At 57.8% G+C, this 12,232-nt stretch carries 10 protein-coding genes; 2 read left to right on the top strand and 8 right to left on the bottom strand.

The features are described 5' to 3' along the window. The first annotated feature begins 96 nt into the window (after window positions 1-96). Window positions 97-1,374 carry a 3-oxo-tetronate kinase gene (otnK, locus tag P0D96_RS32395; RefSeq protein ID WP_408317572.1) on the top strand — a complete coding sequence of 426 codons (1,278 nt, stop codon included), beginning with the start codon at window positions 97-99 and terminating at the stop codon, window positions 1,372-1,374. Window positions 1,375-1,745: 371 nt separating this feature from the next. Here the strand turns inward: otnK and P0D96_RS32390 are convergent, their stop codons facing one another. Next, window positions 1,746-3,179 (bottom strand): aldehyde dehydrogenase family protein, encoded by a 1,434-nt coding sequence (locus tag P0D96_RS32390; protein ID WP_408317570.1) that lies wholly within the window; start codon window positions 3,177-3,179, stop codon window positions 1,746-1,748. 236 nt (window positions 3,180-3,415) lie between these two features. Beyond that, entirely contained in the window at window positions 3,416-3,628 is a 213-nt protein-coding gene (locus P0D96_RS32385) for a hypothetical protein (RefSeq protein WP_408317568.1), read from the bottom strand. A 362-nt stretch (window positions 3,629-3,990) separates the two neighbouring features. Here P0D96_RS32385 and P0D96_RS32380 point away from each other — a divergent pair, with 362 nt between their 5' ends. Further along, entirely contained in the window at window positions 3,991-4,929 is a 939-nt protein-coding gene (locus P0D96_RS32380; RefSeq protein WP_408317566.1) for a LysR substrate-binding domain-containing protein, read from the top strand. 115 nt (window positions 4,930-5,044) lie between these two features. Here P0D96_RS32380 and P0D96_RS32375 read toward each other — a convergent pair whose 3' ends face one another. The 6 genes from P0D96_RS32375 to P0D96_RS32350 all read right to left on the bottom strand — a co-directional run bounded on the left by P0D96_RS32375 (window position 5,045) and on the right by P0D96_RS32350 (window position 12,193). After that, on the bottom strand, window positions 5,045-6,010 hold the full coding sequence (locus P0D96_RS32375) for a 2-hydroxyacid dehydrogenase (protein WP_408236264.1): 966 nt from the start codon (window positions 6,008-6,010) through the stop codon (window positions 5,045-5,047). A 95-nt stretch (window positions 6,011-6,105) separates the two neighbouring features. Continuing rightward, window positions 6,106-6,903 carry an HpcH/HpaI aldolase family protein gene (locus P0D96_RS32370; RefSeq protein WP_408317564.1) on the bottom strand — a complete coding sequence of 266 codons (798 nt, stop codon included), beginning with the start codon at window positions 6,901-6,903 and terminating at the stop codon, window positions 6,106-6,108. A gap of 216 nt (window positions 6,904-7,119) precedes the next feature. Then, window positions 7,120-7,779, bottom strand: a complete 660-nt coding sequence (locus P0D96_RS32365; RefSeq protein ID WP_408317562.1) for an aspartate/glutamate racemase family protein — start codon at window positions 7,777-7,779, stop codon at window positions 7,120-7,122. 90 nt (window positions 7,780-7,869) lie between these two features. Next, window positions 7,870-8,712: a hypothetical protein gene (locus tag P0D96_RS32360; RefSeq protein ID WP_408236258.1), complete on the bottom strand. Its 843-nt coding sequence runs from the start codon at window positions 8,710-8,712 to the stop codon at window positions 7,870-7,872. 278 nt (window positions 8,713-8,990) lie between these two features. After that, a complete protein-coding gene (locus P0D96_RS32355) occupies window positions 8,991-10,373 on the bottom strand; it encodes an MmgE/PrpD family protein (protein ID WP_408178996.1) in 1,383 nt (460 codons plus the stop codon). A gap of 362 nt (window positions 10,374-10,735) precedes the next feature. After that, complete coding sequence (locus P0D96_RS32350) at window positions 10,736-12,193, bottom strand: NAD-dependent succinate-semialdehyde dehydrogenase (protein WP_408317560.1); 1,458 nt, start codon at window positions 12,191-12,193, stop codon at window positions 10,736-10,738. Window positions 12,194-12,232: the final 39 nt, after the last annotated feature.

Below are 12,232 nucleotides of genomic sequence, written 5' to 3'. Positions count from 1 at the left end.
TCCATGAGAGAAGCGCACCGTCGGGCACGGCGGCGAGCGCGGTTGTGCAGTCAACGAACTTTTGCGGGCAGCGAAGTCCCGAAAGGAGCGAATTAAATGGCGCAGGCACTGCTCGGCTGCATTGCCGACGATTTCACCGGCGCGACCGACCTCGCCAGCATGCTCGTGCGCGGTGGCATGCGTACGGTCCAAACCATCGGCTTACCGGCCGCAGGCGTACAAGTCGAAGCGGATGCGCTCGTCGTCGCGCTGAAGTCACGCACAATTCCCGCAGATGACGCCGTTCGTCAGTCGCTGAACGCGCTCGAATGGCTGCGCGCGCAGGGTTGCCGCCAGTTCTTCTTTAAGTATTGCTCGACCTTTGACTCCACCGATAAGGGCAACATTGGACCGGTCGCGGATGCTTTGCTGGACGCATTGAAGGATGACTTCACCATCGCCTGCCCCGCCTTTCCCGAGAACGGGCGCACGATCTTTCGCGGCAATCTCTTCGTCGGCGACAAGCTGCTGAACGAATCCGGCATGGAGAATCATCCGCTCACACCGATGACCGATCCTGACCTCGTGCGCGTGTTGCAGCGGCAGACGAAATCGCGAGTTGGCCTGATCCGCTACGACACCGTCATGAAGGGCACCGAGGCAATCCGCGCGCGCATCGAGGAATTGAAGGAAGACGGCGTACGGCTTGCCATTGCCGATGCCATGTCCGAGTCGGATCTGTTCACGCTCGGCAAAGCGTGCCGCGATCTCACGCTCGTTACAGGCGGCTCGGGCATCGCGCTTGGTCTGCCGCAGAACTTTCACTCGGCCGATCTGCTCGTGTACGCTGGGCACGCCGATGATCTGCCAAAAATCGACGGCAAAGCGGTCTTGCTGGCAGGCAGCGCATCCATGGCCACCAACGCACAGGTGGCGGAGTGGCGCGCCTCAAGGCCCAGTTTCCGTATCGACCCAATGACGCTGTCTCGCGGCGAACCCGTGGTCGAAAACGCCGTTCAGTTCGCGCGGAGCCACGAGAACGAAACCGTGCTGATCTACGCGACGTCATCGCCAGACGAAGTGAAAGCGGTGCAGAGGAAACTGGGCGTCGAAAAAGCCGGACATCTGGTCGAAAATGCACTCGCCTCTATCGCGCTCAAGCTGCGCGATGCCGGCGTGCGGAAGTTCGTGGTCGCGGGCGGTGAGACGTCCGGCGCGGTCGTGCAGGCGCTTGGTGTGCGCTTGTTGCGCATCGGAACGCAAATCGACCCTGGGGTACCAGTAACGCAATCTGTTGGTGCTAACGGTGAGGCACCGCTTGCACTCGTTCTGAAGTCCGGCAATTTCGGAGCAGTCGATTTCTTTGACAAAGCGCTGAACGCGCTCAGCGGCTAGGAACATGCTATTCGAAGCCCGCGGACTAACACGCAGCTAAAACAACTCGCCTGGAGACGCGGCGACCGCGTGCGTGGCGACCAGTTCCAATCGGAAGGCCCCCCATCGCCAAGCACATTCGCTGCTGGCTTTAGCATGGTCCTCCGCGCCTAAGGAGTGGATGTCACCTACGTGAAAGACACGTCACCGCAATGCCCGCCCCATATTGTACTCGCCATCACTCGGCTCTATAACTCATCGGCATCCCCAGATCGACCTGGACCGGCGGGCGGGCGGGCGGCAAAAAGATCAGCCTCACTTACCTACCCTTCAACGGCGGAACGTGGGGCACTATGAACGCGTCGAGATCGACGCGCCCCCCATAGCCAGAATCAACCTGCTATTTCTGCGTCAAATCCGATCATCGCCTTCGTCTCGAGATACTCTTCCAGCCCGAAGACACCCATTTCGCGTCCGTTTCCGGAGCGCTTATAGCCTCCCATCGGGGCCTCGGTGTTGCTCACAGCACCGTTCAAAAAGACACGGCCCGCCTGAAGCTGGCGACCTACAGACGTGCCTCGTTCCCGGTTCGACGAAAAGACATATGCGCCCAGGCCATAAGGCGTTCCATTTGCAATCTCGATGGCTTCTTCTTCGGTGCGATAGGGAATAACGGCGAGCACCGGACCGAAAATCTCCTCTTGTGCGATGCGCATGTTCGGCGTGACGTTGGAGAAAATGGTTGGTTTGACGAAGTAGCCTCGCTCCAGTCCCTGCGGTCGACCGGCGCCACCCACCCGGACGGCGGCGCCCTCTCGAATGCCGATCTCAATGTATTCCTGCACCCGGTCGAACTGCAGCTTGTTCACCACCGGGCCCATGGTCACCTGCGCGTCAAGCGGATTCCCCACTTTGACCGCCTTCGCCTCCTGCTCGAGCAGTTCCAACACTTCTTCCATCTGGCTCTCATGTACCAGGATTCGCGTCGGCGCGTGGCAAGATTGACCGCTGTTCGAGAAAGCGCGGGCCACGTTCCATTTCGCTGCGGCCTTGAGGTCAGCATCGTCGAGAATAACGTTCGCGGACTTGCCGCCCAACTCCTGAGCAACACGCTTGACTGAAGGAGCTGCCGCCTCGGCGATCATCACACCCGCTCTCGTCGAACCAGTGAACGAGACCATATCGATGTCCATATGCTTGCTGATCGCGTTACCTACAATTGGACCGTCACCTAGCACCAGGTTGAAGACACCCTTGGGCACGCCCGCGTCATGAAGCACCTCAGTGAGATGAATTGCACTGAGGGGGGTGAATTCGCTTGGCTTCAAGACCACCGTGCAACCTACTGCCAATGCATACGCGAGCTTCGTTGCAAGAAGCTGAAGTGGCCAGTTCCACGCCGTGATGAGTCCGCAAACACCAATCGGCTCACGACGAACCGTATTAGTCCCAAGGCGATACTCGAACTCATAATCCCTGAGAGTCGCCAGCGCTTGCTTGAAGGATCCGAGCGCTGCGGGGGCATGAAGCTTCTGCGAGATCGGTGTGCCTAGTTCGAGCGTCACGATTTCTGCCAGTTCTTTCTCGCGGCTAACGAAGCGGACGATAATCCGTTCCAGAAAATCAATGCGCTCGGCCTTGGACGTTTTGCCGAAAGACTTGAAAGCAGCCCGTGCAGCCTTCACAGCCAGGTCGACGTCTCCGGCTCCTGCCAGCGCAACGGTCGCGAACGGCTCCTCGGTAGCTGGGTTGACCAGCGTCCAATCCTTGCGACTAAGAGGAGAAACCCATTCACCGTTTATGTAACACTTCTCGTACGATCGCATATCAGTCTCCTGTTAATTCAATCGGTCAATATTTCGCTCAGCGCGTCTATCGAACCGAAAACAAAATGTGTTCGCATCCGGGCGGACCGCGCGTTCGGCGTGTTTCTCACGGGTATCGACTGGTTTGTCACGTTCCAGCGCCCTTGATCGGCACGGCTTCCTGTGTCCGCGCCACGCACGGTCAGTGCGGAGTGCCTTTAGGGACCCTTCCAAATAATTGGACGCGCTACTCGCGCTCAAAGGCCGAGGTTCATCGCAGGCCGCTTGCGCTCGGGCGGAAAGACACACCAGCTACCGTCATTGTGGCGGAAGAAAATGAGGGCGATGAAAGCCGCATCCGGCGCCCCTTCGACACGCACAAACCGGTATTGCTCGTCGCGACCATGGCTAAAGTGCGTAACCCGTACGCCGTCCGTCCTTCCAATCCATTTCTCGACAAGGGTGCGCAATGATCTTCCCGAAAGGCTCACAGATGTCTCCCGCTTTACGAGTTACAACCGCTTGATAGGCGCCGCTCTATTCGGCGGGGAATCATAAGTACCCGTCCCGACGCCGCGATCTGTTGAACGAAGCCGGCCGGGAAGCGAACAGAGAGCGTTTTCGGTTGTTTGAAGGACAGGATTCACGTCCCAGCCTCAGTGACGATGATGAGAGTTTGGAATCGCACCGACGCGGGGTCAAGTCAGCTATTATGGTGCAGTGGTAAGCGGCGCTAACCGACAGCGACATGCTCGTCATTTGGCGTCCAGATAAGTTGTACGCCGCCGCCAGCCGACATTGCGTTGTGGGCCGTCGACTGTTGAAAGGGGACATGAGAAAGATGGAACTTCGACATCTTCGCTACTTCATTGCAGCTGCGGAGGAAGAACACTTCGGGCGCGCCGCGGTGCGGCTACACATCACGAGGCCCGCCGTTTCGCAGATCATCGCCGACCTCGAGGGAGAGCTCGGGACACCGCTGTTCGAGCGGCTTGCACATACGGTTAAGCTCACGGCCGCCGGGCGCACGCTATTACCCCAGCTCGTACGTGTGATGGACGACCTGAATGAAGCGATAGTCCTCACAAAACGTGTCGGACAGGGTATGACGGGGACGCTGCGGATCGGCTACGGGTCTCTTACGCTAATGCACTCGATTTTCCGCGCGGCAGTCAAGCAATTCCGCGAGAGTTATCCTGAGATCAGCCTCTCACTCGTCGAAATGTCTACTTCGCTCCAGCCGAAGGCTTTGGCAGAGGGAAAGATCGACGCCGGCTTCATGCATCTGGGGCCCAGTCCGCATCCGGGAAAGCGGCGTACCGAGATCAACATGGAGCGCGAGGGCATTGTTCTGGATTCGGTTTGCATTCAGACGGGCAGCCTGGGTGTCGTTGTTCCACACGACCACCGGTTGGCGCGCAGGAAATCACTCACGCTCGAGGACCTCGCCAGCGAGTGGTTTGTAGTGGTTCCGAGGTCCAGCAGCAGCCTTAGCTACGGACAGCTCTACTCCTTCTGCCAAGCCGCGGGATTCGAGCCGAACATCGTTCAGGAAGTTAGCACCATCGCGTCCCAACTGAACCTCATTTCGGTTGGCATAGGGATCGGGCTCGCAGTCATGGGCAAGAACTTTGCATACCCGAGCGACTTAACGATTATTCCGCTCACCAATCTCAACTATTCGACGAGGTTCATCTTCGGGTGGATAAGCAGGCAGAACGACCCTATCCTCGACAAGATGATAGATATTGTAAAGAACCTGTCGAAGTAACCAGCGCAAAACTGAGCGCCGCATGAAGCCTCACAGGTGGCACTTGGGGTCGTTGCGCGGCGATGTTGACGCGTCGGGCGTGACGCGTGCCAAAACCCGGCGGATTTTCTGTGCGTCAGCGCTTCAACGCTTCGGGGTTCACGATGTTCACCGTCAAGGTGCCGTCCAGCGCGCCGATAAGATTCTCCGCTGCGTTCTTGTTCATCGCAAGACGAGTTTCGTGAGTCGCCGAACCAATGTGAGGCAACGTCACGACGTTATCCATCTTCAGCAGAGGCGAATCGATCGACAGTGGCTCGTCAACGTACACATCGAGCCCAGCGCCCGCGATCGTGCCATCTTTCAGCGCCTCAACCAGCGCCGCTTCGTCAACAATCGGTCCGCGCGACGCATTGATGAGGAATGCGCTGCGTTTCATCGCCTTCAGTTGAGGGGTGCTGATCAGATTGCGCGTCTCTTTGGTCAATGGGGCCTGCAGTAAAACGAAGTCGGACGATCTGAGAAGTTCGTCCAGGTCGACCTTCCTCGCTCCGTACTCTCGCTCAGCGCGCTCGTTTACACCCTGGTCGACGTACAGCACATTCATCTGAAAACCCAGCGAAGCGCGTCGAGCCACCGACGCTCCGATACGGCCGAGGCCGACAATGCCGAGCGTCTTATGGTGGACGTCCACCCCAAACAGGTCCTCACCGATCTTCTTCGTCCACTTGCCGGCCTTCACATAGGCTGCGAGTTCGGCAAGACGCCGCGCCGTAAGAAGAACGAGCGAGAATGCGGTGTCTGCCGTGGATTCTGTGAGCACGTCCGGGGTATTGGTCAGGAGGATCCCACGCCCGTTCAGATAGTTGACGTCAAATGCATCAAAGCCGACCGAGACGGTCGAGAGCACCTTGAGACGGCGGGCACCCTCGAGGGTCTCCGCATTCATCTTTACGCCGGTTCCGATGGCCCCATCAGCGTCCTGGAGTGCTTCAATCAATGCGCCCGGCTGCTTCGGATCGACGATCATAACTTCTGCATGTGAGCGCAGGTACGCAATCGTTTCCTCAGGGAGCGGCTTATAAACTACGATCTTCTTCATTTCCAATATCCTTAAGGTGTGGCAGCCCGGCGGGATGTCCCGCCAATGAACACGCGGCTGTGGCTCGCCTGTCTCGCGGCGGTCAGCACAGGCACTTAGAGGTTGCGCATCACCGCTGCCTTGGCGCTCGCCCCACTCACCAGGAACGAAATGTCCGTCCCGGTCGATACGTACCGAGCACCCATTTCGACGAACTGGGCCACGAGTTTCGGGTGTGCGTTGAGACCACCGACGCCGAGATGTTTGCCATACTTACGGCAGGCAGTCATACCTTTCGCGTACGCGTCGCGGACCATCTCATGCTCAAACTGACCGGGGATGCCCAGCGATGCGCACAAATCACTGGTCCCTATGAAGAGCAGGTCGACGCCGTCAATGGCAGCGATCTCGTCGATTGCGGCCAGTGCCTCCTTCGTCTCGATCATGATGACCACCATAGTCGCCGCGTTCACGGCTTCGCCGACCTCAGAAGTCGGGAACGACCGGAAGCCCATATGCGGCAGCACGCCACCATGTGAGCGTTCGCCCAGGGGCGGGAATTTCGCCGCGCGGACGACCTGCTTAGCCTGCTCAGCTGACTCAACATGCGGCGCGATCACGCCGAGCGCGCCGCCGTCCAGAATCCGCGCAATGACGTCCGAAGCGAGATTCGGCAACCGGACAAACGGTGCGACGCCCGAATTCATAGCCGTCATGCAGATCTGGCTGGCAGTCTCGATTGACAGCGAACTGTGTTCCAGGTCGATGTAGAACGTATCGAACCCTGCAGTCTTTGCAATTGTCACTATCTCCGCCGTTCTAATCAATCTAACGGTCATGGAGAGAGCTACTTCGTCGCGCGCCAGTTTTTCCTTAACGACGTTGCGAACCAAATTCCGCGCTTCTACTTTCATGTTGTCTCCTGTTTCTCTGACGCAAAAGAACGACTGCAGAACCGGTCCGGACCGAACAAAGCGGAGGACTGCACCAAACGCGTGTTATCCGCCGTCACATTCCAATGCGCCCGAGAACAGCAACTGCGTTCACGCAGAACTCAAACCATTTGAAACATAAGGCTGGCTCTAAACAGATACCAGTCGAATACTTCATGTATCTCCCGCTGCCTATGGTCAACGTGCGTTACCGAGCGCCCGTTTCAGAGCTGCAACGCCACTGCGTGGGCTGGCCAGCACTGGAACTTGCACGCCCTTCAACAGCGGAACGAGTCGCGCCATCGAAACCTGAGCTAGAACGACTACATCGACCTGCTCTGCCAGGTTCGAGATAGTGCTCTTGAGGATCTCATCGTGTTGCGTCGCGTTTCCGCTGAGCAAAGCTTCGAAGGCGCCCTCCGCGATCCGCTCGGTCACCTCGATCGTGCGACCGAGCTCTACGGCCTTTCGTTTAATCAGCCGAACAGTGGGCTCGAGGGTAGTCGAGACAGTTGCAACGACACCCACGCGACGACCAATGGAACTGGCCTCTTCCGCCATCGCTTCATCGATTTTGACGATGGGCGTGCTGACGAAGTTCTGGACCGAGTCAACAGCCTCCCCTACCGAGGAGCAGGCGTTAAGAATGATGTCAACCTGCATCGCCTGCGCGTTGGCCATGTACGAATGGATCCTGCTCGCAACCTCGGGCGTCAGATGCCCCGCTGCGCGGACATCGTTGAGCAGGCTATCGTCCATGATGTTGATAACGCGCGCATCGGGGATCTGCTCGCTGATTTGCTCCTTGATGGGCTGGATGGTGACCGGTCCAGTATGAATCACGGCAATCGTAGTCATAATCTTTCAACTCCAGGTATCGAGGACGATGTTGGCGGCAACATTAGTTTCCGTCGTGCAGGCGGCCAAAGCCGCGCACTTCCGATCTGCTTAGAACTTCGGAAGCACCAGACAGAAGAACTCGGTCTCCTCTACCGCTTTGATCGGCACTGGACCTTCCTTCGCCTCGAATTCAAACGCACTGTGCAGGCCGTAAGTCTTACCTTCGAGGCTGACCGTCCCTTTGCTCAGGAAAAGGAGTTCGATCGACGACTGCATTCCGGCCGGAAAAGTCGCGCCGGCTTCTATCTTCACGAAACCGATCCGTGTATTCCGTTCGGTGAAAGAGCCAAGCCACTTGGAAAAAACTCCTGGCGATTCTTCAGGAATCCAGGCGTAGCTGGCCGGGTTCATGAGCACGAGATCCTCGTAGCGAGGCTTCGCGTATTCCAGCTTGCGCCCCATCACCTTTTCGAAACAAGCCTCGAAGCCGTCCTGATTGTGTTTTTTTCCCGACTCATCGTACCAGGTGAAGATGCCATCCTTGAATTCGCCTTTGCTCTTCAGTGCCTGGTTTGCCGCCTCGCGCTCTTCGACACTTGCAAAGCCGTAGCCGGACGCACCGCCAAACTGGCAGACCATCATCTCCAGCCCTTCGGGCCGGTCCTGCGGTCCGTAGTAGACGCTTTCGGGGAAATAGCCCACCCAACCTTCAGGCATGCTCTTTCCTTCCCCGTAGGGGAAGCTGCCTTTGATCACGTAACGAACCTGATCGAAATTGTGGCGGTGACTCGGCGCCGTCCATCCGCCCGCACCCGTGCGCCCGACGTTTATGAGGTAATTATTCGGAGAACCGGGCTTACCCTGCAGAAGAAATTTTTGTTCGAGAACACCTTCTCGCATGTTACTGCCAATTCTGCCAAAATCCGTCGACGAAGCCTCTGAAACGCGCATTTGATCCTCCTAAGAATCACTATTCATCCGCTTTCAATGCGGGATGCGCCTACTGGCGCTATATATAAAACAATCTATAGGCGAACGTGGTTCGCTGTCCTATACGTCCGGAGAAGATATGTTGCGATTCGGTTAGCCGAGACTAGTATTCAATCGATCAGATCAGATCAGCTCACTCGACGAACGCTTTTCACAACGATGTATCACATCTCACCTCAGCTTCGCTCGGATCTTTGGCCTACATGCAGTCGGTCCTGCGGGCAAAACGTCAAAAGCTGCTACCTGAGTGCTCGAAGTACTTCCGTCGCATCGCCGACATTCTCTAGTTGCCGCACCAACTCCTGAGCTGTCCTGATGCTTGCCTCTGACGGCGGAATTTGCGCAACGGAAGCGCAGCTCACGAACTTCTCGGAGATCTGTTCCCAGGTCAGCGGAGCCTCCTGGCTACCGGGGACCTTGTCGCCAAGCCGTTCAAACACTCGTCCGTCGCGTGTAACGATCTCGATTCGACCGTCAGGCAGCTTGTACGTCCAGTTCTGATTCGGGTCTTGTACTGGCACAACCTTCGCGGCCATCGCCAGCACCTCGGGATCCTTCAGGGCCGTTTCACTGAAATCCGCGATGCCCATCTTTCCCTTGCTCGCGGCGATGCCAACGATGAATGGCAAGCTCATCTTGGCATCCACGAGTGTGCCTGGCGCGCGACGGACTTCGAGCGGCGTGCACATGGTGTAGGTGAAATCACCAACGAAGGTCCGGATCGTCTCGATGTCCTTCGCCCCAAGGCCTTTTTCCTTCATCAGCTCGATAGTCGCGTGGATATAGGTGTGCGAATTTCCGACGGCCGGCCACGCCTTATACAGCGTAGTGCCTCCCAGGAACCGCTCACCCAAACCATCAAGCATCTTCTCGCGGTCGTACTTTCCGCCGAAATAGACGTTAAAGATCCCAGCCTTTCCTTCGAAAAGCGTGCTGATGCCTGTGATGCCCTTTTGCGCCAGCAGAGCCGCTATCACCGCACCCTTCGCAGTGAAACCAGCGTACATCCCACGCAGGTCACTGCCCGTGGCGAAGATGACTTCCATCGTTCCACACGACTGCTGGCTGGCGATACCAAGTGCGTGTGAAGTCTGCTCGGCAGACAACTCAAGGATGTACGCCGCAGATGCCGTTGCGGAAAATGCGCCGACCATCGACGACAGATTCCAGTTCTGGTTCCAGCCAACATTGCAACGCAGCCGCGCAAAGAGGTCCTGGCCGATGGCTACCGCGGTAATAAGCCTGCGCCCCGACACCCCGCCCATGCGCTCGGCGATTGCGAAGACGGACGGGATAATTGAACTAGCTGCATGCGCGCCCCACGGAGTCTGATCGTCAAAGTCAAGGCAGTGAGCCATGGAGCCATTGGCGAAAGCTGCTGAGATCGCCGGCAGCTTGCCGCCGAAACCCAGAACCGTGCTCTCTTCGCTTCCACCACTTTCCTGCAACAACTCCACCAACGCTCGTACTGCCGGCTCCATGCCACTTGCAGCCAATGTCACGCCCAAGGTATCGAGAATCGTCTTTTTTGCGCCGTCGATAGCTTCTGCCGGCAAATCTTCGTAGCGGGCATTGGCTACAAACCTGGCGAAGTGATGGCAGAGGTCGACGTCGTCGTTCATAGAAAAATTGCCCAGGAATATTCGATGCAGCGGAGGTATTTTGAAACCGCTTTGCAGCCGTCAGTTACGGTATCGCCCGCAGCTAGAGGGAGCCAGCAGCAGGACCGAAAGCGAGTGCTGTTCGCCGACTTGCTGCACAGCATTCCTTCGCCTGCATCTTTACCATGTTGTCAATTTTGCGCGCGAGGTCGGCTTAAGTACAGTTCGTTTTCCTCGACAGCATGGTAAGTTTCGCTAACGTGCGATAGCTCACTATCGGGCAAACCCGCTCGTCCAAATCGGAGCCGGCGTAACTAGGCGTTGGTTCGACCAAAGTATCGCGGCAGTTCACAATTGGCCCGAGGCAGAGGCAGGCGATGCCATCAGGAAAACGACGCGTACTTGACATTCTGGAAAGCGCGTAGCCCTTCGATTCCGCCCTCGCAAAACATTCCGCTTTCTTTGTGACCGCCGAAAGGGGTTTCGGGGTAGGTCACTCTCCACCCGTTGCAGATTACGTTGCCCGCTTCCAGATCGTTCGTTGCTCGGTGAAGGGTCTCGAAGTCACGGGCGTGAACAAAAGCACTGAGGCCGTATGGCAACCGGTTAGCGAGAGCTACCGCTTCTTCGTATGTATCGAATGGCGTCAGGGCGGCGATGGGGCCGAACGGCTCAACGTTAGAGAGCTTGGCGTGAGTGGTTACATCCGCAACAATCGTGGGTTGATAAAAAAACCCAGGCCGATCAAGGACGGCCCCACCGGTTGTGACGCGAAGCCCGAATTGTCTTGCGTCGTCGACCATCTGTCCCACTGCCCTGAGGCGCCTTTCGCTCTTCAGAGGTCCCATCTGCGTCCTGGGGTCGAAGCCACAACCCAAGACGATTTCTTTGGTCTCAGCCGTCATCGCTTCAATGACATCAGCGTAGATCGACCGCTGGACGTAGAACCGGGTCGGCGCGAAACACACTTGTCCGGAGTTGGCGAACTTCGCGGCCACAGCCCGCTTCGCGAATACCGGTACGTCGATGCCGTCGAATGCCAGCACCGGTGCATGACCGCCCAGCTCCATGATCGGACGCTTCATGTGCGCGACCGCTTGTTGCGACAACAGCTTCCCGACATTGGTCGAACCGGTGAACGTCACAGCGCGCGTGACGGGGCTTTCGAGTAACCTGGTCGAAAGCATCACCGGGTCACCGGACAGGACCGACAGGACGCCCGCAGGCAAACCGCATTCGTAGACAATCTGTCCCAGTGCGAACGCGCACGCTGGCACCTCTTCGGAAGCGCGAAGAACAATCGAGCAGCCCGCGCCGAGAGCGCCTGACATCTTTCTCGACGGGGTAACCAGCGGCCCGTTCCACGTGACGAACGCTGCGACCGGGCCTACTGGCTCGATTAACACCAGTTGACGTGCGTCGTTATCTCTCGACGGAATGACTCTTCCGTACGCACGCCTACCCTCCTCGGCGGCCCATTCCCACATCCCGGCGGCCACCTCGACTTCGCCAAGCGCCTCGTTCCACGGTTTGCCCAGCTCGAGCACCAACAGTTCAGCAAGTGCCTGAGCTTTTTCGCGCATGCGCCCGGCAACTCTGCGCAACAGCGCGCTCCGTTCGAAAGCCGAAGTCCGACGCCAGATGTTGAAGCCTGCGCTCGCCGCCGTGAGCGCCTCATCGGCGTCGGCTTCAGTCGCCATGGAGACCAGGCCGAGAGGCGTCCCGGTCGTCGGATCGATGACCTCCATAGTCGAGCGACCCCCGTCGTATTTCATCTTACCTGCGATAAGCTGGCCCAACTTCGGATAGCGTCTGGCCGCTTCTGCACGCGTCGTACTCATGTGTTTCCTTCTATCCTGTTCTTTCAGCAACGACTTTTC

It is taken from the genome of Paraburkholderia sp. RL17-347-BIC-D (genome assembly GCF_046027915.1).
In the GTDB taxonomy this organism is placed as follows: domain Bacteria; phylum Pseudomonadota; class Gammaproteobacteria; order Burkholderiales; family Burkholderiaceae; genus Paraburkholderia.
The sequence above is the reverse complement of the archived record's forward strand: the minus strand, read 5'-3'. Positions and strand labels throughout refer to the sequence as shown.

Bases quoted from the DNA above. Each gene is read 5' to 3' on its own strand.
- P0D96_RS32390 (WP_408317570.1), bottom strand. From the start codon at position 3,179: ATGCGATCGTACGAGAAGTGTTACATAAACGGTGAATGGGTTTCTCCT.
- P0D96_RS32360 (WP_408236258.1), bottom strand. From the start codon at position 8,712: ATGCGCGTTTCAGAGGCTTCGTCGACGGATTTTGGCAGAATTGGCAGT.
- otnK (WP_408317572.1), top strand. From the start codon at position 97: ATGGCGCAGGCACTGCTCGGCTGCATTGCCGACGATTTCACCGGCGCG.
- P0D96_RS32350 (WP_408317560.1), bottom strand. From the start codon at position 12,193: ATGAGTACGACGCGTGCAGAAGCGGCCAGACGCTATCCGAAGTTGGGC.
- P0D96_RS32380 (WP_408317566.1), top strand. From the start codon at position 3,991: ATGAGAAAGATGGAACTTCGACATCTTCGCTACTTCATTGCAGCTGCG.
- P0D96_RS32365 (WP_408317562.1), bottom strand. From the start codon at position 7,779: ATGACTACGATTGCCGTGATTCATACTGGACCGGTCACCATCCAGCCC.
- P0D96_RS32355 (WP_408178996.1), bottom strand. From the start codon at position 10,373: ATGAACGACGACGTCGACCTCTGCCATCACTTCGCCAGGTTTGTAGCC.
- P0D96_RS32375 (WP_408236264.1), bottom strand. From the start codon at position 6,010: ATGAAGAAGATCGTAGTTTATAAGCCGCTCCCTGAGGAAACGATTGCG.
- P0D96_RS32370 (WP_408317564.1), bottom strand. From the start codon at position 6,903: ATGAAAGTAGAAGCGCGGAATTTGGTTCGCAACGTCGTTAAGGAAAAA.